Source organism: Pseudomonas sp. YeP6b (assembly GCF_025642995.1).
In the GTDB taxonomy this organism is placed as follows: domain Bacteria; phylum Pseudomonadota; class Gammaproteobacteria; order Pseudomonadales; family Pseudomonadaceae; genus Aquipseudomonas.
Map to the genome: position 1 here is coordinate 5,307,157 of NZ_CP080090.1, position 23,439 is coordinate 5,330,595.

The 23,439-nt window shown below is 57.5% G+C and carries 21 protein-coding genes and 4 tRNA genes; 9 read left to right on the forward strand and 16 right to left on the reverse strand.

Going from position 1 to position 23,439, the window contains the following annotated elements:
- Window positions 1-543 precede the first annotated feature (543 nt).
- Window positions 544-3,438: a ribonucleoside-diphosphate reductase subunit alpha gene (locus tag KZH41_RS23930; RefSeq protein WP_094950524.1), complete on the forward strand. Its 2,895-nt coding sequence runs from the start codon at window positions 544-546 to the stop codon at window positions 3,436-3,438.
- A 93-nt stretch (window positions 3,439-3,531) separates the two neighbouring features.
- On the opposite strand, the gene KZH41_RS23935 is transcribed toward KZH41_RS23930, so the two are convergent.
- From KZH41_RS23935 to flgB, 5 genes are all read right to left on the reverse strand, one after another.
- Window positions 3,532-4,629 (reverse strand): hypothetical protein, encoded by a 1,098-nt coding sequence (locus tag KZH41_RS23935; RefSeq protein ID WP_406980038.1) that lies wholly within the window; start codon window positions 4,627-4,629, stop codon window positions 3,532-3,534.
- A 182-nt stretch (window positions 4,630-4,811) separates the two neighbouring features.
- Window positions 4,812-6,128 (reverse strand): flagellar hook protein FlgE, encoded by a 1,317-nt coding sequence (gene flgE, locus KZH41_RS23940; RefSeq protein WP_094950522.1) that lies wholly within the window; start codon window positions 6,126-6,128, stop codon window positions 4,812-4,814.
- Window positions 6,129-6,159: 31 nt separating this feature from the next.
- Window positions 6,160-6,885, reverse strand: coding sequence for a flagellar hook assembly protein FlgD (gene flgD, locus KZH41_RS23945; RefSeq protein ID WP_094950521.1), 726 nt, complete (start codon window positions 6,883-6,885; stop codon window positions 6,160-6,162).
- A gap of 16 nt (window positions 6,886-6,901) precedes the next feature.
- Window positions 6,902-7,345, reverse strand: a complete 444-nt coding sequence (flgC, locus tag KZH41_RS23950) for a flagellar basal body rod protein FlgC (RefSeq protein ID WP_016973698.1) — start codon at window positions 7,343-7,345, stop codon at window positions 6,902-6,904.
- 3 nt (window positions 7,346-7,348) lie between these two features.
- Entirely contained in the window at window positions 7,349-7,756 is a 408-nt protein-coding gene (flgB, locus tag KZH41_RS23955) for a flagellar basal body rod protein FlgB (RefSeq protein ID WP_016973699.1), read from the reverse strand.
- A 318-nt stretch (window positions 7,757-8,074) separates the two neighbouring features.
- Between flgB and KZH41_RS23960 the strand changes: the two genes are divergently transcribed.
- A complete protein-coding gene (locus KZH41_RS23960) occupies window positions 8,075-8,863 on the forward strand; it encodes a hypothetical protein (protein WP_094950520.1) in 789 nt (262 codons plus the stop codon).
- An 89-nt stretch (window positions 8,864-8,952) separates the two neighbouring features.
- On the opposite strand, the gene cheR is transcribed toward KZH41_RS23960, so the two are convergent.
- Entirely contained in the window at window positions 8,953-9,780 is an 828-nt protein-coding gene (cheR, locus tag KZH41_RS23965) for a protein-glutamate O-methyltransferase CheR (protein WP_094950519.1), read from the reverse strand.
- 44 nt (window positions 9,781-9,824) lie between these two features.
- The gene (locus KZH41_RS23970) at window positions 9,825-10,757 is read right to left on the reverse strand and encodes a chemotaxis protein CheV (protein WP_094950518.1); all 933 of its coding nucleotides are present in this window, start codon (window positions 10,755-10,757) and stop codon (window positions 9,825-9,827) included.
- 80 nt (window positions 10,758-10,837) lie between these two features.
- On the opposite strand from KZH41_RS23970, the gene flgA reads away from it, so the two are divergent.
- The 4 genes from flgA (at window position 10,838) to KZH41_RS23990 (ending at window position 13,430) form a co-directional block, all read left to right on the forward strand.
- Window positions 10,838-11,596 (forward strand): flagellar basal body P-ring formation chaperone FlgA, encoded by a 759-nt coding sequence (gene flgA / locus KZH41_RS23975; protein WP_094950517.1) that lies wholly within the window; start codon window positions 10,838-10,840, stop codon window positions 11,594-11,596.
- 142 nt (window positions 11,597-11,738) lie between these two features.
- The gene (flgM, locus tag KZH41_RS23980; RefSeq protein WP_094950516.1) at window positions 11,739-12,065 is read left to right on the forward strand and encodes a flagellar biosynthesis anti-sigma factor FlgM; all 327 of its coding nucleotides are present in this window, start codon (window positions 11,739-11,741) and stop codon (window positions 12,063-12,065) included.
- 48 nt (window positions 12,066-12,113) lie between these two features.
- Window positions 12,114-12,584 carry a flagella synthesis protein FlgN gene (locus KZH41_RS23985; RefSeq protein ID WP_094950515.1) on the forward strand — a complete coding sequence of 157 codons (471 nt, stop codon included), beginning with the start codon at window positions 12,114-12,116 and terminating at the stop codon, window positions 12,582-12,584.
- A 96-nt stretch (window positions 12,585-12,680) separates the two neighbouring features.
- Window positions 12,681-13,430: a flagellar brake protein gene (locus KZH41_RS23990; protein ID WP_094950514.1), complete on the forward strand. Its 750-nt coding sequence runs from the start codon at window positions 12,681-12,683 to the stop codon at window positions 13,428-13,430.
- 61 nt (window positions 13,431-13,491) lie between these two features.
- On the opposite strand, the gene KZH41_RS23995 is transcribed toward KZH41_RS23990, so the two are convergent.
- Entirely contained in the window at window positions 13,492-14,877 is a 1,386-nt protein-coding gene (locus KZH41_RS23995) for an MFS transporter (protein WP_094950513.1), read from the reverse strand.
- Between the two features lie 276 nt (window positions 14,878-15,153).
- Window positions 15,154-15,230: transfer RNA gene (locus KZH41_RS24000), tRNA-Arg, on the reverse strand.
- A 323-nt stretch (window positions 15,231-15,553) separates the two neighbouring features.
- Here KZH41_RS24000 and KZH41_RS24005 point away from each other — a divergent pair.
- From KZH41_RS24005 to KZH41_RS24015, 3 genes are all read left to right on the forward strand, one after another.
- Window positions 15,554-15,778 (forward strand): hypothetical protein, encoded by a 225-nt coding sequence (locus tag KZH41_RS24005; RefSeq protein WP_263273859.1) that lies wholly within the window; start codon window positions 15,554-15,556, stop codon window positions 15,776-15,778.
- Window positions 15,779-15,788: 10 nt separating this feature from the next.
- Complete coding sequence (locus KZH41_RS24010) at window positions 15,789-15,968, forward strand: PA3371 family protein (protein WP_094950504.1); 180 nt, start codon at window positions 15,789-15,791, stop codon at window positions 15,966-15,968.
- Between the two features lie 393 nt (window positions 15,969-16,361).
- Complete coding sequence (locus KZH41_RS24015) at window positions 16,362-16,688, forward strand: Arc family DNA-binding protein (RefSeq protein WP_003193592.1); 327 nt, start codon at window positions 16,362-16,364, stop codon at window positions 16,686-16,688.
- A gap of 102 nt (window positions 16,689-16,790) precedes the next feature.
- Here the strand turns inward: KZH41_RS24015 and mgtE are convergent, their stop codons facing one another.
- From mgtE to alaS, 7 genes are all read right to left on the reverse strand, one after another.
- Window positions 16,791-18,233 carry a magnesium transporter gene (mgtE, locus tag KZH41_RS24020; protein ID WP_094950503.1) on the reverse strand — a complete coding sequence of 481 codons (1,443 nt, stop codon included), beginning with the start codon at window positions 18,231-18,233 and terminating at the stop codon, window positions 16,791-16,793.
- Window positions 18,234-18,571: 338 nt separating this feature from the next.
- Window positions 18,572-18,648: transfer RNA gene (locus KZH41_RS24025), tRNA-Arg, on the reverse strand.
- 72 nt (window positions 18,649-18,720) lie between these two features.
- Window positions 18,721-18,797, reverse strand: a tRNA-Arg gene (locus tag KZH41_RS24030).
- Between the two features lie 108 nt (window positions 18,798-18,905).
- Window positions 18,906-18,996: transfer RNA gene (locus tag KZH41_RS24035), tRNA-Ser, on the reverse strand.
- A gap of 62 nt (window positions 18,997-19,058) precedes the next feature.
- A complete protein-coding gene (gene csrA, locus KZH41_RS24040; protein ID WP_003175645.1) occupies window positions 19,059-19,247 on the reverse strand; it encodes a carbon storage regulator CsrA in 189 nt (62 codons plus the stop codon).
- 175 nt (window positions 19,248-19,422) lie between these two features.
- Complete coding sequence (locus KZH41_RS24045; RefSeq protein WP_094950502.1) at window positions 19,423-20,664, reverse strand: aspartate kinase; 1,242 nt, start codon at window positions 20,662-20,664, stop codon at window positions 19,423-19,425.
- A gap of 97 nt (window positions 20,665-20,761) precedes the next feature.
- Window positions 20,762-23,380: an alanine--tRNA ligase gene (gene alaS / locus KZH41_RS24050; RefSeq protein ID WP_242152097.1), complete on the reverse strand. Its 2,619-nt coding sequence runs from the start codon at window positions 23,378-23,380 to the stop codon at window positions 20,762-20,764.
- Window positions 23,381-23,439: the final 59 nt, after the last annotated feature.

Here is a 23,439-nt window from a genome sequence, read left to right on the forward strand (position 1 = left end):
CTTGGAATATTCGGTGACAAACGGCGCAATCCAGCAGTACTGCGGCCTACACGGGCGTTCCACGTTTCATACACATTTTACCCACAGCGTTATCCACAGGTAGTGCGTTGCTAAGCCCCTGAAAACGCATTATCTTGTAGCTCGGCGCTAAAAAAACCCTACATGTAGGGTTTTAAGCAAAAAACCAAACACAGATCAGACAAGAAACTCAAGTGCTTTCTTGCTCCCGTTTGGTTGAACCAAAACATTTTTTCAAAGCCCAAACCGCGCACGCGGATGGCAGCCGTTTTCCAGCCTCAACGGCAGAAAGCGGTACGGGTGTTGCAGTGTTCGAAGCGAGCAACTGTCACCCACCAGGAATACGGCGAAGGGTGCTTCAAGGCCCGAACCGAAGACTTCGGCATGGAAGCGGCGCGATGAGCTCCCTTCCTCCTGTCCCGAAGTTGTTATGCCAGGCCCAGGCCTGCTGTAAGTGCTTCAGGACGGAACGGTGGGCACCGTGATGGTGCCCAAATAAATATAGAATGTGGAGACAACCCCCCCATGCAAACCGACACAACTCGCGAGAACCCGCAAGGCTCCGTGCCGCAGGCCGCTGATTCGAACCTGGATCTGTCCGCCACCGCACCGGGCCAACTGCGCGTGATCAAGCGTAACGGCACTGTCGTTCCTTACACCGATGACAAAATCACCGTCGCCATCACCAAAGCGTTTCTTGCAGTTGAAGGCGGCACCGCTGCTGCCTCGTCGCGCATCCACGACACCGTTGCCCGCCTGACTGAACAAGTCAGCGCAACCTTCAAGCGTCGCATGCCATCGGGCGGCACCATCCACATCGAAGAAATCCAGGACCAGGTTGAACTGGCCCTGATGCGTGCCGGCGAGCAGAAAGTAGCCCGCGACTACGTGATCTACCGTGACGCCCGTTCCAAAGAACGCGCCGTGCGCTCCCCGGCCGAAGAAGCTGCCGTACAAGCTCACCCGTCGATCCGCATCACCCTGGCTGACGGTACATTTGCACCGCTGGACCTGGGCCGCCTGAACACCATCATCACCGAGGCCTGCGAAGGCCTGGAAGAAGTTGACGGTGACCTGATTCAGCGCGAAACCCTGAAGAATCTGTACGACGGCGTGGCCCTGACCGACGTCAACACCGCCCTGGTGATGACCGCCCGTACCCTGGTTGAACGTGAGCCGAACTACTCGTTCGTGACCGCGCGCCTGCTGATGGACACCCTGCGTGCCGAAGGCCTGGGCTTCCTGGGCGTGGCCGACAGCGCCACTCACCACGAAATGGCCGACCTGTACGCCAAGGCCCTGCCTGCCTACATCGCCAAGGGTATCGAATTCGAATTGCTGAACCCGATCCTGGCCACTTTCGACCTGGAAAAACTCGGTAAAGCGATCAACCACGAGCGCGACCAGCAGTTCACCTACCTGGGCCTGCAAACCCTGTACGACCGTTACTTCATCCACAAGGACGGTATCCGCTTCGAACTGCCGCAAGTGTTCTTCATGCGTGTGGCCATGGGCCTGGCGATCGAAGAGAAGAACAAAGAAGACCGCGCCATCGAGTTCTACAACCTGTTGTCGTCCTTCGACTACATGTCGTCGACCCCGACCCTGTTCAACGCCGGCACCCTGCGTCCACAGCTGTCGAGCTGCTACCTGACCACCGTGCCGGATGACCTGTCGGGCATCTACCACGCGATCCACGACAACGCCATGTTGTCCAAATTCGCCGGCGGCCTGGGTAACGACTGGACCCCGGTGCGTGCACTGGGTTCGTACATCAAGGGCACCAACGGCAAGTCCCAGGGCGTTGTACCGTTCCTGAAAGTCGTCAACGACACCGCCGTTGCGGTTAACCAGGGTGGCAAGCGTAAAGGCGCTGTGTGTGCCTACCTGGAAACCTGGCACATGGACATTGAAGAGTTCATCGAGCTGCGCAAGAACACCGGTGATGATCGTCGTCGTACCCACGACATGAACACCGCCAACTGGATCCCTGACCTGTTCATGAAGCGCGTCTTCGATGACGGTCCGTGGACCCTGTTCTCGCCATCCGAAGTACCGGACCTGCACGACCTGACCGGCAAGGCCTTCGAAGAGCGTTACGAGTACTACGAAGCGCTGTCCCAGTACCCGGGCAAGATCAAGCTGTTCAAGACCATCCAGGCCAAAGACCTGTGGCGCAAAATGCTGTCCATGCTGTTCGAAACCGGCCACCCATGGTTGACCTTCAAAGACCCGTGCAACCTGCGTAGCCCGCAGCAGCACGTCGGCGTGGTCCACAGCTCGAACCTGTGCACCGAGATCACCTTGAACACCAACAAGGACGAGATCGCCGTTTGCAACCTGGGCTCGATCAACCTGCCGAACCACATCGTCAACGGCAAGTTGGACACCGTGAAGCTTGCACGCACCGTGAACACCGCCGTTCGCATGCTCGATAACGTTATCGACATCAACTACTACTCGGTGCCACAGGCGCAGAATTCCAACTTTAAGCACCGCCCGGTTGGCCTGGGCATCATGGGCTTCCAGGATGCGCTTTACCTGCAGCACATTCCTTACGGTTCGGATGCTGCGGTCGAGTTCGCCGACAAGTCCATGGAAGCGGTCAGCTACTACGCGATCCAGGCTTCCTGCGACCTGGCCGACGAGCGCGGTGCCTACGAGACGTTCCAGGGTTCACTGTGGTCCAAAGGCATCCTGCCGCTGGATTCGCAACAGATCCTGATCGAGCAACGTGGCCAGAAGTACATCGACGTTGACCTGAACGAATCCCTGGACTGGGCGCCGGTACGTGCCCGTGTGCAGAAAGGCATTCGTAACTCCAACATCATGGCCATCGCACCGACCGCGACCATCGCCAACATTACCGGCGTATCGCAGTCGATCGAACCGACCTACCAGAACCTGTATGTGAAATCGAACCTGTCGGGCGAATTCACCGTGATCAACCCGTATCTGGTTCGCGACCTGAAAGCCCGCGGCCTGTGGGACTCGGTCATGATCAACGACCTGAAGTACTACGACGGTTCGGTGCAACAGATCGAGCGCATCCCGCAAGAACTCAAAGAGCTCTACGCAACTGCCTTCGAAGTCGACACCAAGTGGATCGTTGACGCCGCCAGCCGTCGTCAGAAGTGGATCGACCAGGCTCAGTCGCTGAACCTGTACATCGCCGGCGCTTCGGGCAAGAAGCTCGACGTGACCTACCGCATGGCGTGGTACCGTGGCCTGAAAACCACTTACTACCTCCGTGCCCTGGCCGCGACCAGCACCGAGAAGTCGACCATCAACACCGGTAAGCTGAACGCTGTTTCCAGCGGCAACCACGGTGATGATTCGGTACTCGCAGCGCCAGCCGGCCCGGCACCTGTGCCAAAGGCCTGCGCGATTGATGAGCCGGATTGCGAAGCTTGCCAATAAGCTGAGCCAATCCAGGGCTTGAACGCCCTGGATTGAAAAAGCCCGATAGACCCTGATTGCATGGGGTTTATCGGGCTTTTTCGTTTCTCGCCCCTAGAGGAACGCGTACGCAATACCCTGCTTCGGCGCGCCACCTCGTCTTCCCCACAACTCCACTCGCCCATCGATGACCGCCATCGAGTGGCGATCATAGGCCACGACACCGAGCTTACCGCTCGCCAGCTCACTGCTCGAAGACTGCCGGTAAAGCCCTTTCAACCCCAGGCGATCCAACGCTTCGTGGGGCATTTCGCCGTTATTCAGGCTTTGCATCGCATGGGCAAAGCTCTTTTTCGATTCATTCGGGTTGTCGTCCAGGCCATTGCCTTCCATCTGCGCGCGCTTGGCACTCGCCGCAAACATGAAGTTGGCATCAGTCAACATCTGCGGATTATCGCCCTTGAACTGCGCATACCTGGCCGCTTGCTTCAATTCGTCCTTGGATAAATTGAGTTCGAAGCCGTCACGCATTTTCACCTGATAACCATTGGCCGTCTCTTTCACCTCCTTGAAAACGTCAGTGGGCTTCTGACCAAACTTCATCATTGCGCCCTTTATCGCTGAAACGGTGACGCAGTTACCGTCCGGCCCCTGGCTGAACCCACTCCAGATATTGTCTGGTTTTTTCCCTGGATTACTTTGATCAGGCTTGTAGTTGAAGTGCTTGGAGCCTTCGGTAACCGGCAGGTTACTCATGGGCTGGCTGGGACCAAAATTGTTTGGACTGGCCCTGCCACCGCCGCCGCCTCCGCCACCTCCGCCAGGCGATGGCGCGGGGGAAGGCGGTGATGGTGTTGGAGATGCATCATCCATTTCTGGAAACCACAACTTCATCAGGCGGCGCATATACTCCAACCAAGAGACGTCAGCCTTTTCCATCAGCTCTTTCACGATCTCTTTGAATTTTTCGTCACCCAGCTCTTCGCGCTTATCATTCAACTTGTTGCGAAGGTCTTGAGCCGTCTGGCTCTTGGATGTTTTTTCGGCATCCATCAATTCACTGAGCAGTTGCCTGACCGACTCCGTTTTGGCAGCCTTGTCATCGTTGGCCCCATACGCCGGACTTTGCCGCCCATACGTGCCGCCATAGACAGTCGCGTCGAAACCACGCGCTCCACGCGCGCTTCCCTCCCACAGTGCATAGCCCGCCATTTACTTACCCCTATAGTCGCTGGACGACGTTCGTCCGTTGGCTCATACGTGGCGAAATTGGCGTTACGCGTTCCCGCATCGGGGTAAGGTGAAACAAGCAGTAAATGACTAAGTAGCGCACACAAAAAAGGCCCCTCGATCGAGGGGCCTTTTTTGTGTGCGCTGGTACTTGAGCGACGATATCAGGTCATCTGAATGATGGTCTGCATGATGGTGCTCTGGGTGGAGATGGTCTTGGCGTTCGCCTGGTAGTTGCTCTGGGCCTTGATCAGGTCCACCAGCTCGCTGGTCAGGTTGACGTTGGAGTTCTCCAGGGAGTTGGCCACGATCGAACCCAGGGTACCGGATTGCGGGGAATCGTAACCCGGCTGGCCCGACGCGAAAGTCTCTCTCCAGGTAGTGCCGCCGGCTGGCTGCAAGCCCTGCTCGTTGTTAAAGCTGGCCAGGGAGATCTGGCCGATAGCCTTGCTCTGCTGGTTACTGAAGGTGGCGAACAGCACACCGCTGCCATCGATCTTCAGGCCGGTGATCTGGCCGGTGGCGTAGCCATCGGTAACCGGTGGGTTACGGTAGCTGGCCGAGTTGTACTGGGTGACGGTGCCCATGTTAATGGCGATGCCGTCTTTGTTCGCCGTCGCATCGTTAGCCTTCCATACGCCATCGGTCACCGTGCCAGGCACCCAATCCTTGATGGTCAAGGTGTTACCGGCAACCCCCCCGGTCACGATGCTCTTGAGATTACCGGCACCATCGAAGCTCAAGGTCGACGGCACAGGCGCCGTCACGCCAGCACCAGTACCGGTAGGGGCCGAACCATCAGGATTGCGGCCATCGATCAAGGTGTAGGCCTGCCACTGGTTGGCATCGGTTTTCACCAGGTACTGCACCATCGGGTGTGCGTTGCCCTGGGAATCGTACAATGTGGTGCTGTATTGCGTGGTGAAGGTCTCGGACTTGGTTGGATCAAACGGGTTCTTGGTCTGATCGATCACCGGCGACGAGGAGTTCAGGTTACTGCTGGAGTCCACCTTGGTGGAGGCCTTCGGTGGCAGGTTCGACAGGTTCAGTTGCAGGTCGACCAGGCCGCCCTTAGTGATCTTGCCATTCTCATCCGCGGCATAACCCTGCAGACGCGAGGTGCCGGTGTTGTTGGTGATATAGCCGTCTTTGTCAGCACGGAAAGCACCACTGCGGGTGTATTCCAGCGAACCGTCGCTGCCCTTCTGTACGAAGAAGCCGCCACCCTGGATCGCCATGTCCAGAATACCGCCACTGCCGTTAACGTCGCCCTGGGTGAACTGCTGAGACACCGCCGCCAGGTTCACACCATTGCCGATGCTGTTCTGGCCGGTGCCCAGCTTGGAGGCCGCGTAAATGTCCGCGAATTCCGCACGGGACGACTTGAAGCCAGTGGTCGCAACGTTGGCGATGTTGTTGCCGGTCACGTCCAGTTGTTTGTTGGCCGCATAGAGGCCGCTAAGGCCGATATTAAAAGACATGTTTCTCTCCCTCTGCCGTATTTAGCCGGCTCTATGTACCGATAGTCTGAATTTGCGACAGCTTGACGCTGCCCATGCCGCCAGCAAGGTTGAGCAGCATTTCGCCGCCGGTCTTGCTCAAAGTCACGCTGGTTACCGTGGCTGGCAGCGAAGTAGCGAGGGCAACCGAGTCGCCCTTGTCGCTCTTGGTGGTGGCATTGAAGGTGTAAGTGCCAGCAGGCGCGACCTCACCTTTGTCGTTCTTGCCATCCCAGATAAAGCTGGCATCGCCGGCACTCTGCGCACCCATGTCGAGGGTGCGTACCACGTTGCCGTCCTTGTCGGTGATCTTCACGGAGACGTTGCCCGTCGCCGCCGTCACCGCCACTGAGCCGGTCATGCTCTTGCTGGTATCAACCATGGCCTTGTCGGTCTGGGTGATGATCGAACGCCCCACCAGCGACGACGCTTGCAGCGCTTGCGACGAACTGAAGTTGCTGGAGATCGCATTCACCGAGTCGTTCAGGGTGTTGATGCCTTCCAGGCTGCTGAACTGTGCCAGTTGAGCCACGAACGCACCGTTGTCCTGAGGCGACAGCGGGTTCTGGTTTTTGAGCTGGGTCACCAGCAGTTGCAGGAATGCGTCCTTGCCGAGCGACTGGTTACCCGTCGCGGCCTTGGAAGCAGCACCGACACCGCTGTTGTCCGTCGCAGTCTTGACCTTGGCGTTAAAAAGGTTCTGGACTGCCGTGTTGTTAGTGGTATCAACGATGGCCATTATTTGGCGCCCCTTATCACTGACCCAGGGTCAGGACCTTCTGCATCATGGTTTTGGCGGTGTTCATCATTTCCGCGTTGGTCTGGAACGAGCGGCTGGCGGAAATCATGTCGGCCATTTCCTCGACCACGTTGACGTTGGGGTAGTAGACATAACCCTTTTCGTTCGCGGCGGGATGGTTAGGCTCATAACGGGCTTCCAGGTTGCTCTGGTCTTCGACCACACCAAGCACCTGCACGCCTTGGCCCGCCGCATCCTGGTTCTGGAACAGTGAATCGCTACCGCCGCTCTGGCCACCCTGGAACATGGTGGCAAACACCGGGTGACGGGCGCGGTAGGTCTGGTCAATGCTCGAAGACACGGTCTCGGCGTTGGCGATGTTACTGGCGACGGTGTTCAGGCGCGTGGTCTGCGCGCTCATGCCACTGCCGGCAATATTGAAAACACTGGCTAAAGACATGGCTTACTCTCCACGCAGGGCTGACATCAGCCCTTTGAATTTACTGTTGAGCAGGGTGAAGCTGGCCTGGAAGTTCACCGAGTTCTCGGCGTAGGCCGATTGCTCCAGCTGGGCGTCGACGGTGTTCTGGTCGATCGATGGCTGCATCGGCGTGCGATACAGCAGCGACTCGTCGCCACTGCTCAGGCCTTGCGCTTCGATATGACGGCTATTGGTCATATTCAAGGCGAAGGTGCCGTTCTTGTTCTTGTCCTGCTGTGCGGCGAGCACGGCGGAGAAGTCCAAGTCCCGAGCTTTGTAGTTCGGGGTATCGGCGTTGGCAATGTTGTTGGCCAGGACTTCAGCACGCTGGGCGCGGAAGCCCAGGGCTTGTTCGTGGATACCGAGCGCTTTATCGAAGCTGATGCTCATGGCGGAAACCTTTAGGCTGACCTGCTTTTCGTATCTGGGTTATAGCAAGGCGCATGCCAATTCCCTTAAGGCCCGTAATTCAAGGGGTTGCGGGATGTTTGCCAGCGGCAATGCCAGAAAAGCGGCAACGGTCTTCCGCGTGGCGCCAGTAAAGCGGCAATGGCGGTTGCCGCTTTACTGGCGGCGGCAACGGTGAGAGGCGAACGTCGAGGTTGTTGAGTGACCACTTGTCTGCACTGTCATTTCTGACAGTTGCGCTGTACGTCGCCTCGAATGCCTTATTAGCAGACGTCCCACCGTGCCTGGCAGAGGTTAAAAATGTTGAACATTCCGCCTCCAAAATTTAACGAACAAGATTCAGTGGTCCCCATCCCGAATCTGAACACCCTGCTTATTCTCGGCGACAGCGCCAAGTTGACGCTCGATTTCCCCGTCCAAGCCGGCGACATGATCTATCTGACATTGAGCAGCAGCGTCCTCGGCGGCGAGTACAACCAAAGCTTTGCAGTTGCCCAAAACGCCCCCCGGCGCGAGATTCTGATACCTAAAACCTTTGTTGAAGCCAGCACGGGCACGGTTGTAAGTTTGCTGCTGCAGATAAGACGCGGACAGCTAATTACCCCCGCGCCGACCGCCAGAGTGCGTATCAACTCACTCCCCATCATCGTGCCAACTCCAACCACAATATGGGATTTCAGCAATGGCACTTTCCAGGGCTGGGTACCCCAGGGGCCTTACGCCGGCGGGTTGCTGCACGTTCTCAATTCAAGCGTGGTCGTTGACGTGCCCAACAGCCAGGCAACCCGTTCCCATATCATTACCCGTCCCGTGCAGGTGACTGCAGGGCGCACGTATGATTTCAGCTTTGATGTGATTGGAGGCGGCCCAACCTCCGATGGTTCGAGCCTATATATGACGATGAACGGTCTGCGGATAAGCACCGTCAATGTCCAGAACATTACCCAAGCCTCGCCGCAAACCGGGCGAGCAACCTTCACCGCCTCCGCCTCCGACACAGCCGGGCGGCTAGGTATTTTCAATGAGGCGGTTCCCAGCGGTGTTCATCGTCTTTCCCTGGGAAATATCCGAATGACGCTCAGGCCCTGAGTGACGACGACCAGGTGTCGTCAACACTTTGAGCGCATAAAAAACGGGAGGCCTTTGCGGGCCTCCCGTTTTTTATGCTCCAGCGCCGATCACTTGGCTTGGTAAATGATACCGGGACTGCACTGCACCATTTGGTAATGATCCGGCAGACCATTCAGTGCTTCGGATGCACCGAGGAACAGGTAACCACCGCGCTTGAGCGTACCGTGGATACGCAACAGGATGTCTTTCTTCACTTCAGCCGAGAAGTAAATCAGTACGTTGCGGCAAAACACCATGTCGAACTTGCCCAGACTGGCATAGCTATCGAGCAGGTTGAACGAGCGAAACTCCACTCGGCTCTTGATCGGCGCCTTGACCGCCCAACGCCCGGCCCCTTTCGGGTCGAAGAAACGTTGCAGGCGTTCCGGTGACAAACCACGGCCCAGGGCCAGGCTGTCGTACTCGCCGGTCTTGCAGTTGGTGAGCATAGAGCCCGACAAGTCAGTGGCGACAATTTGCGCCCCAGCCTTCAGCTGGCCCATGTTGGTGCGCTCGAACTCGTCGATGGACATCGAGATCGAGTACGGTTCCTGCCCTGAGGAACAGGCGGCCGACCAAATGCGCAGGCGCTGGCCCGGGCTGGCCTTGATGGCTTCCGGCAGCACTTTGTTCTTGAGCACTTCGAAGGGGTAGGTGTCGCGAAACCACAGGGTTTCGTTGGTGGTCATGGCATCCACCACCATTTCCTTTAGCCCGCTGCGCGGCTGGCCCTGGATGCGCTGTACCAACTCACCCAGGGACTTGATGCCCTGCTGCTCCATCAGTTTGTTGAGACGACTGGATACCAGGTACTGCTTGTTTTCACCAAGCAATATGCCACAGGCTTTTTCCAGGAAGACCCGGAACTGTTCGAAATCCAAATTACCCGTAGACACTGATACCGCCTCTAAAATCGTAAGACCGCCAGGGAAAAAGCCCCTTAGCCATGATCTGCTGCCTTGATCCGGTCGACTACCCGGGATGCCAGGTCATCAGGGCGGAATTTGGCCAGAAAGTCATCAGCACCGACCTTCTTGACCATCGCCTGATTGAATACACCCGACAACGAAGTATGCAGGATGATATGCAACTTTTGCATGCGTGGATCGTTGCGAATCTCGGCCGTGAGCGTGTAGCCATCCATTTCCGGCATCTCGATGTCGGAGATCATCATCAAGAATTCTTCTTCCGGCTTCTTGCCTTCATCCACCAGCTTACGCAGGTAATCCAAGGCCTGGCGACCATCGTTGAGGGCCACCACTTCCACACCCACGGTTTGCAGGCAACGGCTCACCTGCTTGCGCGCGACCGAGGAGTCGTCCACGGTCAGCACGCGCAACGAGATCGCCTTGTGCGCCGTCTCAGCGTCGACGACACCCACCGAAATGGATTCCGAGGTCGGCGCCACTTCGGCGAGGATTTTCTCCACGTCGATGATTTCGACCAACTGGTTATCGACCCGCGTCACCGCCGTGAGGTAGTGATCGCGGCCGGTGCCCTTGGGCGGCGGATGGATCTCCTCCCAGTTCATGTTGACGATGCGTTCCACCGAGCGCACCAGGAAACCCTGGGTCTTGGTGTTGTATTCGGTAATGATCACGAACGGGCTCTGGCGGTCCTGCAAACCTGCAGAACCGGTGGCCAAGGCCAGATCAAGAATGGGGATGGTCGCACCACGGATGTTGGCCACGCCACATACCACCGGACTGGACTTGGGCATGATCGTCAGTTTGGGGCACTGCAGCACCTCCCGCACTTTAAACACATTAATGCCATACAGCTGCTTGCCATCGAGGCGGAACAGCAACAACTCCAGGCGATTCTGCCCTACCAGCTGTGTGCGCTGGTTTACTGAATCCATTACTCCTGCCATGCCCAGACTCCTACGCTAAAACCTAGAGGTACGAAGCGTACCCAACACAAAACGGCACGAGCTTTGCTATTTATTGATTTATGAACTTTAAAACGACAGTTTCCCGACGCCTGCCACGGTACCGCAGATTGCTCTGCGTCACGATGGCGTTGCTCGCCTTGAGCTCGGGCACGGCGGCCCGTGCAGATAATGTCACCTTGCCTGATCTCCTTATCGGCGTCACTCAAGGCTTTCTTGAGTTCACTGTAGAAGATTATTTGGCGACCACTCAGACGCCTGGCCGTTATGAAATCCAGGTCAGCCAATTGGACCCGCGCCTACGCATGCCAATGTGCGACAAGGAATTGACAGCCACCCTGGAAAGCCCCGCCCAGCCCATCGGCCGCGTGACGGTAAAAGTGCGTTGCGACGGCGCTTCGCCCTGGACCGTATTCGTACCGGCCCAGGTCAAGCTGTTCCGCGATGTAGTGGTCGTCACACGCCCGCTCAAACGCACCGGTATCATCGGTTTTGAAGACGTTGCGCTGCGCGAACGGGACATAAGCCTGATCAGCCAGGGCTACCTCACCTCTGTGGACCAAGCCGTCGGGCAAAAACTTACCCGACCAATGGTCACCGACCAGGTGATAACGCTCGTCCACCTGGAACAGGCTGAAGTGATTCGCAAGGGTGACCAAGTGGTGATTTCGGCCAGCAGTGGCGGGCTGATGGTAAAGATGCCGGGCGAAGCGCTGTCCAACGGAGGGATGAGCGAACAGATACGAGTCAAGAACCTCAACTCCAATCGCGTGATCAAGGCTCAAGTTACCGCGCCGGGCCAAGTCGAGGTAGCTTTATAGATCACTGGTATCAAGCGTCAGGTTTTCCTACACTGTGCGTTGGATGTCGACCTGTACAGGTTTATTGTCATTCGAGCCTAAAGTTTGTTCGGGTATGGCCGAAAACATGGCAAGCGTCCAAATACCCAGAGGTTTTTTTATCATGGTCATCGATTTCAGTCGTTTGAATAACACCCCGGCATTGCCCGGCAATACGCGCACCAGCGGTGCCAAGGACAGCGTAGAAGCCAAGGCCCAGCCAGCGCCCGCCGCCAAGACCGAACAGGCCAGCGCCAGCCAAAGCGGGGAATCGGTACACCTGAGCAATGAGGCTCAACAGTTGCAGAAGGTCACTGACTCGCTGCGCGACCAACCGGTTGTCAATAAAGCCCGCGTGGCCGAGTTGAAACAGGCAATCGCCGATGGCAGCTATAAAGTCGACAGCAACCGTGTAGCCAGCAAGCTGCTTAACTTCGAAGCCGAGCGCTAGGCAAAGGCCTGCGCAGGGCTTTTGGACGCTTAAAACCCAAGGCCAGCCATGCACCACGACGAACATTTGCTTGAACTGATCATTGATGATCTGGCGCCGACGCAACATTTGCTCGAGCTGCTGAAAGAAGAATCCCTGGCACTCTATGGCCGGGACATGCGCTTGCTGGAAGAAATTCTGGCGCGCAAGCAGTCGCTGATTGTGCTGCTGGAGCAGCATGGCAAAAAGCGCAGCGAGATTCTCATCAGCCTCGGCCTACCGGCTGATCACGACGGCCTCGCACAACTGGCTAGCCACTCCTCAGTCGGCGATCAGTTGCTGGCGCAGAGCACCGCACTCAACCAATTGCTCACCGAGTGCCAGGACGCCAACCTGCTCAACGGTCAGTCGATCCAGCTGCAGCAAGCCACGACCGCCAACCAGTTGCGCATACTTCACGGCGGAGAGCCTCCGGCCCTTTACAACGCCCAAGGCTCAACCTCGCGCCTGGTCAAGCCAAGCACCCGCAGCCAGGCCTGACACTGGTTTACAGCGCGCCCTATCCAAGGCGCGCTACATGCTGGCAAAATGCCGGTTCTTGCGTGTAGTCGTATTTTGTCTGGAGATGGAAGAACCGTGTTCAACGCCCTTAATGCGGAAGATGCCCCGCAGCCACCCAAGGTGCTCACCACGCCTCTGGAAATCGCCAGCACGTTGCGCATGCTGCAAGAAAGCCATGATCCGCTGATCATCACTTTCCACGAACGCAGCCAGCGCTTCCAAAGCTACTTGGTGGACGTTGACCGGGACAGCAAGACGCTGGCCCTGGACGAAATGATCCCCCGCGACGGTGAACGCTATCTTGAGAATGGCGAACCGTTCCGCATCGAAGGCTTTCATGACGGCGTACGCGTCGCCTGGGAAAGCAATGGCACGCTGACGATCAGCGAAAAAGACGGCCATCGCATCTACACCGGCAGCATGCCCGACGAAGTGGTCTACCATCAGCGTCGCAATGCTTTTCGCGCCGCCTTGAAGCTGGCGCAATTGGTCAACATCGAGCTGGGTGGCGAGAAACTCAAGGCGCCGATCAGCGGCAAGTTGCTGGATATCTCCGCCACCGGCTGCAAATTGCGCTTTGAGGGCGATATTTCCGAGCGCCTGCAACTGGGCCAGGTCTACGATCGCTTTATCGCCGCCCTGCCCTTCGGCAGCATGACCACCTCCGTCGAGCTGCGTTACTTGCACCTCGAAGACAAGATCAACACCACATTCGCCGGTGTGCGCTTCCACAACATGAGCGGCCTGGTGCAACGGCAGGTGGAGCGGTTTGTGTACCAGTTGCAGCGTGAAGCGCGGCGCTTTGACAAAGACGACGACCTTTAAGCCTTAAAGGTCGCGGCAAAAAAAACGGGCAGATCCTGATGGGATCTGCCCGTTTTTGCTTTCAGGGGCGTGCCCTGCTCAAGTCATGAGGATGCTCGTCCGGCCCCAGAGGCTCCGGCGGACCTTCAAAAGCCGGCTCATCCGCCGGTTGTTGCGGATCAGCTTCAGGCTCTGGGTCCGGGACAACGGTCTGCATTTGCTCCTGTACCACGGCTTCGTCTACTCGCGGGTCCAGGCACGCCACCAGCGGCGAGCTGGACATGCTGTCGGGCATCGCCACGTGGTGCAGCGGCGCATCGTCCACCTGATGCAGGTTGGTCACCGCCTTCGGCCGGATACGCCACACCAGGATCAACGCACACAGGCTGAAAAACGCATACAGCATGTGGCTGCCGAACAGCTTCATGACCACACCAGCCAACAGCGGCCCAATACTTGCGCCGATGCCGTAGGTCACCAGCAACATGGCGGTCAGCGAGACCCGACGATCGCCTTCAACATGGTCATTGGAAAACGCCACCGCCAGCGGATACAGGCAGAACTGCACCAGGGAACACAGGAACCCGGCCACAAACAGCACTTCCAAAGGCACTTTGGTCAACACCGCCAACGGCAATGCAGCCACCGCCAGGCACAAGGCAAAGCAACGAATCAGCAAGGCTCGATCATAGCGGTCCGATAACCAACCCAACGGCCACTGCACCAACAGCCCAGCAAAAATGCAGCTACCCATAAACAGACCGACTTGCTCGGTGGTCAGGCCTTGCTGCGAGGCATAGAGCGGCGCCAAACCGTAGAACGAACCGACGATCAACCCTGCGCCCAACACCGTGCTCAGTGACTGCGGCACACGTTTGATAAAGAAGCGCGGCTCCATCGGCGCAGGATGCAGGGGCGCCGGGTGAATCCGCCGGGTCATGGCTACCGGCACCAGGCACAGCGCAAAACACAGGGCGACCAGCATCAGCAACTCGAGACCGAGCTCGGGGTGCATCACTAGGATCAACTGGCCCAGTACCAGGCCGAGATAGGACGCGATCATATAGCCGCTGAACACCACGCCACGCTGCTTGGCGTCCGCCTGCTCATTGAGCCAGCTTTCGATGACCATGTACTGGCACATCATCCCCAGGCCCACGATCATCCGCAGCACGATCCAGGCCGGCAGCCAGTTGATCAGGCCATGGCCCAACACCGCCGCACCGACAATCCCGGCACAGGTGGCATACGCGCGAATATGCCCGACCCGGGCGATCAGGCGGTGCCCGATCTTGCCGCCCAGCACCAGGCCAAAGTAGTTGGCCGCCATCAGCGCACCCACCCACAGGCTGTCGACATGGTCGGCAGCCAGGCGCAGGGCCAGGTAAGTACTGAGCAGGCCGGAGCCGATCAGCATCATCAAGGAGGCGAAATAAAGGGCTCGAAAAGATTTCCAGATTTGGCGCATCGGCGTTCCGAGCGGCTCCTTGCAGTGGGTGACAGGGCTATCGGCATGATAGTCCGGGGTTGCCGGGTCCGGACAGGCGATAAATCGGTATCCGGGGAATATTTTGCTTAATAGCTCAGACGTTGCCTGGCCGCGTGCAAGGTACAAAGATGGCGATAAATACATCGCGCACCTGCTGTGAACACCGATCGCCGGCAAGGTTCGACCGGTGTTTGACAAGCACCCACAAAAAAGCCCCGCCAGAGCAATCTGTACGGGGCTTTTCAGCGTTGAATCTGGTGTCCCAGGGCCGGTTCGAACGGCCAACCTTCCCCTTAGGAGGGGGATGCTCTATCCAATTGAGCTACTGGGACAAATGACAGCCATCGGGCCAAAAGCGCAGCGACGGACGGCGTGCATGTTAACGGCCGAGGTCGGTTTTGTCATGTCGTCCGTTGGCTTTTTGAGTGTAGGCCGATCCTTGTCGTGGGGATTACAGTTTCGCCGAGTAAACCCGGGCACTTGGCGCTATCGTGCAAATTGCACTCCTGCAAAATAGCCGCATTGCAAATTGCAACGTAGCATGACTAAAAATAACACCTAACTTATTGTTTTTATTGATATAAAAGATTGGCACGGGACCTGCAATACTTATTCTACAAAACCATTCGGCCCAGCCACTGCGGAGAACAAGAACATGAACAGCGCCCTACTGTTAAGCCTCAACGCTTTGGCCCTGGCTGCACTGGTCATGTTCCATTTTCAAGCAACCCAAGATGACGTCGCGCAAATCAGCCAGCCGGTGCCTCACCACCTGCAACAGCGTCCGCAATTGGCGGTGATGAACCCCACTGTGCAGTCGCCGATTCGTGTGGCCCAAGACACTCAGGCAGCCCCCGTCTCTGAACACTGGGTTTTCTGAGGAAACCTTTATGACGAAACCCGCCTGGTTATTCCTGTGCCTGACCCTGGCAGCCGGCCTATTTGGCCTGAGCACACCCTCTCAAGACGGCCAAACAACAGCCCTCATAGCCGCCGGCGTCTTCGCTGGTTTGCTGGTTCTGACGCTGATCGTTGGGCGCCGTATCAAGTTCGATCCTGTGCTGCGCTAAGAACCTCCTCGCGTCACCCCTTCCTACCTTATGTCGCAACGCCCTAGCAAATCGGCAAATTGCCACTAGTCTTAAATGCGAGGGCAAAAGGCCATATTGCTATAGGATGTGCGGCCTCAAACCCAGTCGTGGCCTGGACTTACGAGAAGTTCCGTCGCGGAATCACTCGTTGAAAAGTTTTCAAACCAGTCCGCAAAAATGCAAATGAGTGCTGGCATAAAGCCTTTAGGCGGTTCAATATTTGTCACAGAATTGACGCCAAGGAAATGTCAAATCTGAGGCATGATGCGGCCTCTTTGCAATTCGGGTTGAACTTTGGTCGTGAGCCTTGTCTTAACACTCATCTTGCGGCCAATTCCAAAAACCGCTCCCCTGAACTAACCGGTTAAATATATGCGCCCATTGAAACAGGCAATTTATTCCAGCCGTACGGCTGACAAGTTCGTCGTACGTCTGCCAGACGGAATGCGGGAACGCATTGCCGAGGTGGCTCGCAATCATCACCGCAGCATGAACTCCGAAATCATCGCGCGCCTCGAACAAAGCCTCATTCAGGAAGGTGCGCTGGGCGAAGAGTTGAGCATGCGCCTGGACAGCCCAGAGCTGTCACTGCACGAACGCGAACTGCTGCAGCGTTTTCGTCAGCTCTCCCACCGCCAGCAAAATGCTCTCGTCTCGCTTATTGCGCACGACGTTGAGGCGGCCGCAGAAGCCAATTGATCTGCAACTGAAAGCCGAAGCCAGCCCTGTGCTGGCTTTTTTTTGCCTGGGATTTGAGTAGAAGAAGCAAAGCGGGAGCAGATTTGCTCCCGCGGGAAGGGATCAGAGCAGGAAGATCGTCGCCAAGCCCAGGAAGATGAAGAAGCCACCACTGTCGGTCATGGCGGTGATCATCACACTGGCGCCCATCGCCGGGTCGCGCCCAAGGCGCGCCAGGGTCATGGGGATCAGCACCCCCATCAGCGCCGCCAATAGCAGGTTGAGGGTCATGGCGGCCGTCATCACGACGCCCAGTGACCAACTGCCATAGAGCAAATAGGCGACCACACCGATCACACCACCCCACACCAGGCCGTTGATAAGGCCCACGGCCAACTCTTTGCGCAGCAGGCGCGAGGAGTTGGCGGTACTCACCTGATCCAGCGCCATCGCGCGCACGATCATGGTGATGGTTTGATTACCGGAGTTGCCGCCGATACCGGCCACAATCGGCATCAGCGCCGCGAGGGCCACCAGCTTCTCGATGGAGCCTTCAAACAGCCCGATCACACGTGAAGCTATGAAGGCGGTGATCAGGTTGATCGCAAGCCACGCCCAGCGGTTATGCAGGGAACGCCAGACCGACGCAAAAATGTCTTCCTCTTCACGCAGACCCGCCATGTTGAGGACTTCGGTTTCACTCTCTTCACGGATCAGGTCGACCATTTCATCGATGGTCAAACGGCCGATCAGCTTGCCGTTCTTGTCGACCACCGGCGCCGAGATCAAGTCATAACGCTCAAACGCCTGCGCCGCCTCATAGGCGTCTTCATCCGGGTGAAAACTCACGGTATCGCTGGCCATCAGATCCGCAACTTTCTTGTCAGGATCATTCACCAGCAAACGCTTGATCGGCAACACGCCCTTGAGAATGCCTTCGTAGTCGACCACGAACAGCTTGTCGGTGTGACCGGGCAATTCTTTGAGGCGGCGCAGGTAACGCAATACCACTTCCAAGCTGACGTCTTCGCGGATGGTGACCATCTCGAAGTCCATCAACGCGCCGACCTGATCCTCATCGTAGGACAGCGCTGAACGCACACGCTCACGCTGCTGGCTGTCGAGAGCCTCCATCAGCTCATGGACAACATCACGGGGCAACTCGGGGGCCAAGTCGGCCAACTCGTCGGCGTCCATTTCCCTGGCCGCAGCGAGGAGCTCGTGATCGTCCATGTCGGCGATCAGGGTTTCACGGACCGAGTCGGACACTTCGAGCAGGATATCGCCATCGCGGTCAGCCTTGACCAACTGCCAAAGGGTCAGTCGATCATTCAGCGGCAAGGCTTCGAGGATATAGGCGACGTCGGCGGAGTGCAGGTCGTCGAGCTTGCGCTGCAACTCGACGAGGTTTTGCCGGTGCACCAGGTTTTCGACGCGGTCGTGATGCGGACCTTCCTGGCGGTGCGTGAGGTCTTCGACCACGCGCTGGCGCTGCAGCAGCTCGATAACTTGAGCCAAACGATCCTGCAGGCTGTCTTGTGTTTTCTTTACTTCTACTTCGGTCATAGGCGAACTCCACTCCCAGCAGCGGGGCACGCCGGAAGGATCAATCAGTCAATTCATGATTGGAAAAACGGGGTACTGAGTAACTACTGGGTAAGTCCATGGAGGTATTCCACAAGCCCCGGCGGGGCTGACGGGCGCAATGATACACCTTGCGTCCGTTTTAAACGTTAAAAAACTGGAAAGAACAAGCGCTTGCGAGCCAAAGCTGAACATCGGCTGCATATAGAACTGCGACGACGCAGGCTGAAAGGAAAACACATGGCGCTGGAGAAAAAGATGAAACCCTACACAAACCCCAGACGGCAAAAAGCCCGCACTAGGCGGGCTTTTTGTTTGTATGGTGCACTCGACAGGATTCGAACCTGTGACCGCTCGGTTCGTAGCCGAGTACTCTATCCAGCTGAGCTACGAGTGCAGATTGTGTTTTTAGACCAGATCACAACTGGTTGAAGCTGAGTCACCTGCATCGCTGCAACTGACTCTTAAATGGTGCACTCGACAGGATTCGAACCTGTGACCGCTCGGTTCGTAGCCGAGTACTCTATCCAGCTGAGCTACGAGTGCATTTGTTGCCGCGCATTATAGGCTGTTCAATCTCTATGTAAAGCTATTTTTTCGAGCAATTTCAACAACTTACCGAAAAAACCAGATTGCAACGTACTAAGCAAATAATGGCGGAGAACGGGGGATTCGAACCCCCGACACCCTTTTGAGGTGTACTCCCTTAGCAGGGGAGCGCCTTCGGCCACTCGGCCAGCTCTCCGCAACACGGGGCGTATATTAACCACGTTCATCCCCGTTTGCAAACATAAAAAACGATAAAAATTAAAGGCTTGGTTCTTCGTCCTTCTCTTTCTTGATCCGCAGGTAGATTTCCTCGCGGTGGACCGCTACCTCTTTCGGAGCGTTAACCCCTATACGTACTTGATTGCCTTTGACGCCGAGCACGGTCACGGTGATTTCGCCATCACCGATAATCAGGCTTTCTGCGCAACGACGAGTCAGAATCAGCATACCTTTCTCCTCACGCATTTCAGTTCAGGAACAACAGTCTGCAAAAAAAAGGCCTTCGAACTGCAACCCAAAGGTCACAGCCCTACTCGCCTAAGTATTGTCGAGCGCACCAAAAAGAACATGCGCCCGGCAAAAAAATGAAAGGCGCGGTAAGCCGCGCCTTCCTGGCATCGCATCACTCGCCCGGTCGGGCCGGAGCATCCAGCTCAAAAGCGGTATGCAGCGAGCGTACAGCCAGTTCCAGGTACTTCTCTTCGATCACCACCGAGACTTTGATTTCCGACGTGGAGATCATCTGGATGTTGATGCTTTCCTTGGCCAGCGCCTCGAACATGCGGCTGGCAACGCCGGCATGGGAACGCATGCCCACACCCACGATCGACACCTTGGTAATCTTGGTATCGCCGACCACTTCACGGGCGCCGATCTCGCTCGCGGTGTTCTGCAGGATCCGTTCCGCCGCATCGTACTCGTTACGGTGCACGGTGAAGGTGAAATCGGTGGTGTTATCGTGCGAAACGTTCTGCACGATCATGTCGACTTCAATGTTCGCACCGCTGATAGGGCCGAGGATCTTGAAGGCCACGCCCGGGGTATCCGGCACGCCACGGATCGTCAGCTTGGCTTCATCGCGATTGAAAGCGATGCCGGAAATGATCGGCTGTTCCATGGATTCCTCTTCATCAATAGTAATGAGGGTGCCCGGACCCTCTTTGAAGCTGTGCAATACGCGCAGCGGAACGTTGTACTTGCCGGCGAACTCCACCGCGCGGATCTGCAACACCTTGGAACCGAGGCTGGCCATTTCCAGCATCTCTTCAAAGGTGATCTTGTCCAGGCGCTGGGCCACGGACACCACACGCGGATCGGTGGTGTACACGCCGTCCACATCGGTATAGATCTGGCATTCATCCGCCTTGAGGGCCGCTGCCAGCGCCACACCGGTGGTGTCCGAACCACCACGCCCAAGGGTAGTGATGTTGCCGTGTTCGTCCACACCCTGGAAGCCTGCTACAACTACCACGCGCCCAGCCTTGAGATCAGTACGAATTTTCTGATCATCAATCTGCAGGATGCGCGCCTTGGTATGTGCGCTATCGGTGAGGATGCGCACCTGACTGCCAGTGTAGGACACTGCCGGCACACCGCGCTTATTCAGCGCCATAGCCAGCAAGGCGATAGTCACCTGCTCGCCAGTGGACACGATCACATCCAACTCACGCGGCAGCGGCTGTTGATCACCGCTGATTGCCTTGGCCAGATCGATCAGGCGATTGGTCTCCCCGCTCATGGCTGACAGCACCACCACCAAGTCGTCGCCGGCGTCGCGGAATTTCTTAACCTTGTCGGCGACCTGCTCGATTCTTTCGACAGAGCCGACCGAGGTGCCTCCAAATTTCTGTACGATCAAAGCCATTTCTAAGCCGCCTCAGCCCGTAAAGGGGCGCCCAATAAACAAATATTCCAGCAACCGAACGAGCCCATGACTAGACCACGGGCTCAGCCATAGCGCCTTAAATACCGGCTTCGACAAACGGCACGGTCAGGGCCAGGGCCGCGTCCAGGCTGCCGGCGTCTACACCACCGCCTTGCGCCATGTCCGGACGACCACCGCCCTTCCCGCCCACTGCCGCAGCGGCTTGCTTCATTAAATCACCGGCCTTGAGTTGGCCAGTCAGGTCTTTGGTTACACCGGCAACCAGAACGACCTTTTCCTCATGGACACCGCCGAGCAGGATCACTGCGCGGCCGAGCTTGTTCTTCAACTGATCGACCAAGGCCAACAGCGCCTTGCCGTCCTGACCGTCCAGGCGTACGGCCAGGACTTTCACGCCCTTGACGTCCAGCGCCGAGGCCGACAGATCGTCGCCCGCCGCGCTGGCTGCCTTGGCCTGCAACTGCTCCAGCTGTTTCTCCAGCGCGCGGTTGCGTTCCAGTACGGCGGACAGCTTGTCGATCAGGTTGTCGCGACTGCCCTTGACCAGGCCGGCCGCTTCCTTGAGTTGTTCTTCGCCCGCATTGAGGTAGGCCAGGGCCGCAGCACCAGTAACCGCTTCAATACGACGTACGCCGGAGGCCACACCGCCTTCGCTGATGATTTTCAGCAGGCCGATGTCGCCGGTACGGTTGGCATGGATACCGCCACACAGCTCCACCGAGAAGCTGCCGCCCATGCTCAGTACACGCACTTCGTCGCCGTACTTCTCGCCAAACAGCGCCATGGCGCCTTTGTTCTTGGCGGTTTCGATATCGGTTTCTTCGGTTTCCACCGGGGTGTTCTTGCGGATTTCAGCGTTGACGATCTCTTCCAGCGCCTTGATCTGTTCAGGCTTGATCGCTTCAAAGTGGCTGAAGTCAAAGCGCAGGCGCTGGCTATCGACCAACGAACCCTTCTGCTGCACGTGCTCACCCAACACCTGACGCAACGCGGCGTGCAGCAAGTGAGTGGCAGAATGGTTCAAAGCAGTTGCATGCCGCACGTCGGCATCAACCTGCGTGTCGACTGGCGCGCCGACCGTCAGGTTACCCAACACCAACACACCGTGGTGCAGGAACGCACCGCCGGTCTTGGTGGTGTCGCGCACTTCAAAACGACCGGACGTCGAGCTCAGGAAGCCGCAATCACCCACCTGGCCACCGGACTCGGCGTAGAACGGCGTCTGGTCAAGCACCACCACCGCCTCTTCGCCTTCGCTCAACACGTCAACCGACTTGCCATCTTTATAGATAGCCACGATCTTGGCCGAGCCTGCCGTGGCCTGATAACCGGTGAACGCGGTCGGCACATCAACTTTGACCAGGGTGTTGTAGTCCAGACCAAAGGAGCTGGCGGAACGCGCGCGTACACGCTGGGCTTCCATCTCACGCTCAAAACCCGCCTCATCGACGGTCAGCTCGCGCTCACGGGCGATGTCGGCGGTCAGGTCCATCGGGAAACCGTAGGTGTCATACAGCTTGAACACCACGTCGCCCGGCACCACAGTGCCTTTGAGCTCAGCCAGGTCCTGCTCGAGAATCTTCAAGCCGTGCTCCAGGGTCTTGGAGAACTGCTCTTCTTCAGCCTTGAGCACACGCTCGATGTTGGCCTGCTGCTGCTTGAGTTCCGGAAAGGCATCGCCCATCTCGGCCACCAGCGCGGCAACGATTTTGTAGAAGAAGCTACCGGTAGCGCCCAGCTTGTTACCGTGACGGCAGGCGCGACGAATGATACGGCGCAACACATAGCCACGGCCTTCGTTCGACGGCAGTACGCCGTCGGCGATCAGGAAGCCACAGGAACGGATATGGTCCGACACCACCTTGAGCGAAGACTGGCCTTCGTTGGCGCAACCAATGGCTGCGGCAGACGCGCTCAACAGGTTGGTGAACAGGTCGATTTCGTAGTTGGAGTGAACGTGCTGCATCACCGCACTGATCCGCTCCAGGCCCATGCCGGTGTCAACCGACGGTGCCGGCAGCGGATGCAACACGCCATCGGCGGTGCGGTTGAATTGCATGAACACGTTGTTCCAGATTTCGATGTAACGGTCGCCATCTTCTTCCGGCGAGCCCGGTGGGCCGCCCCAGATGTCGGCGCCGTGATCGTAGAAAATCTCGGTGCACGGGCCGCACGGGCCGGTATCGCCCATGGTCCAGAAGTTATCGGAGGCGTAAGGGGCGCCCTTGTTGTCGCCGATGCGAATCATGCGCTCAGCTGGAACGCCGATTTCTTTGGTCCAGATGTCATACGCTTCGTCGTCCGTCGCGTAGACGGTGACCCAGAGTTTTTCTTTCGGCAGCTTCAGCACGCCAGTCAGGAAGGTCCAGGCGAACGTAATCGCATCTTTCTTGAAATAGTCGCCGAAGCTGAAGTTACCCAGCATCTCGAAAAAAGTGTGGTGGCGAGCGGTGTAGCCGACGTTTTCCAGGTCGCTGTTCTTGCCCCCGGCGCGTACGCACTTCTGGCTGCTGGTCGCGCGGGTATACGCGCGCTTTTCCTGGCCCAGGAAGCAGTCCTTGAACTGGTTCATCCCCGCGTTAGTGAACAGCAGGGTTGGGTCATTGCCTGGGATCAAGGAGCTGGAGGCTACACGGGTGTGGCCTTGCTCTTCGAAGAAGCGAAGGAAGGCTTCACGGATTTCTGCGCTTTTCATTAGGTTCTTCCACGGAGGCTGCGGCCAAAGGCCAGTGCGCAACATCATCAGACGGAGCG

Bases quoted from the DNA above. Each gene is read 5' to 3' on its own strand.
- KZH41_RS23930 (WP_094950524.1), top strand. From the start codon at position 544: ATGCAAACCGACACAACTCGCGAGAACCCGCAAGGCTCCGTGCCGCAG.
- KZH41_RS23935 (WP_406980038.1), bottom strand. From the start codon at position 4,629: ATGGCGGGCTATGCACTGTGGGAGGGAAGCGCGCGTGGAGCGCGTGGT.
- flgE (WP_094950522.1), bottom strand. From the start codon at position 6,128: ATGTCTTTTAATATCGGCCTTAGCGGCCTCTATGCGGCCAACAAACAA.
- flgD (WP_094950521.1), bottom strand. From the start codon at position 6,885: ATGGCCATCGTTGATACCACTAACAACACGGCAGTCCAGAACCTTTTT.
- flgC (WP_016973698.1), bottom strand. From the start codon at position 7,345: ATGTCTTTAGCCAGTGTTTTCAATATTGCCGGCAGTGGCATGAGCGCG.
- flgB (WP_016973699.1), bottom strand. From the start codon at position 7,756: ATGAGCATCAGCTTCGATAAAGCGCTCGGTATCCACGAACAAGCCCTG.
- KZH41_RS23960 (WP_094950520.1), top strand. From the start codon at position 8,075: ATGTTGAACATTCCGCCTCCAAAATTTAACGAACAAGATTCAGTGGTC.
- KZH41_RS23970 (WP_094950518.1), bottom strand. From the start codon at position 10,757: ATGGCAGGAGTAATGGATTCAGTAAACCAGCGCACACAGCTGGTAGGG.
- flgA (WP_094950517.1), top strand. From the start codon at position 10,838: ATGAACTTTAAAACGACAGTTTCCCGACGCCTGCCACGGTACCGCAGA.
- flgM (WP_094950516.1), top strand. From the start codon at position 11,739: ATGGTCATCGATTTCAGTCGTTTGAATAACACCCCGGCATTGCCCGGC.
- KZH41_RS23985 (WP_094950515.1), top strand. From the start codon at position 12,114: ATGCACCACGACGAACATTTGCTTGAACTGATCATTGATGATCTGGCG.
- KZH41_RS23995 (WP_094950513.1), bottom strand. From the start codon at position 14,877: ATGCGCCAAATCTGGAAATCTTTTCGAGCCCTTTATTTCGCCTCCTTG.
- KZH41_RS24005 (WP_263273859.1), top strand. From the start codon at position 15,554: ATGAACAGCGCCCTACTGTTAAGCCTCAACGCTTTGGCCCTGGCTGCA.
- KZH41_RS24010 (WP_094950504.1), top strand. From the start codon at position 15,789: ATGACGAAACCCGCCTGGTTATTCCTGTGCCTGACCCTGGCAGCCGGC.
- KZH41_RS24015 (WP_003193592.1), top strand. From the start codon at position 16,362: ATGCGCCCATTGAAACAGGCAATTTATTCCAGCCGTACGGCTGACAAG.
- mgtE (WP_094950503.1), bottom strand. From the start codon at position 18,233: ATGACCGAAGTAGAAGTAAAGAAAACACAAGACAGCCTGCAGGATCGT.
- csrA (WP_003175645.1), bottom strand. From the start codon at position 19,247: ATGCTGATTCTGACTCGTCGTTGCGCAGAAAGCCTGATTATCGGTGAT.
- KZH41_RS24045 (WP_094950502.1), bottom strand. From the start codon at position 20,664: ATGGCTTTGATCGTACAGAAATTTGGAGGCACCTCGGTCGGCTCTGTC.
- alaS (WP_242152097.1), bottom strand. From the start codon at position 23,380: ATGAAAAGCGCAGAAATCCGTGAAGCCTTCCTTCGCTTCTTCGAAGAG.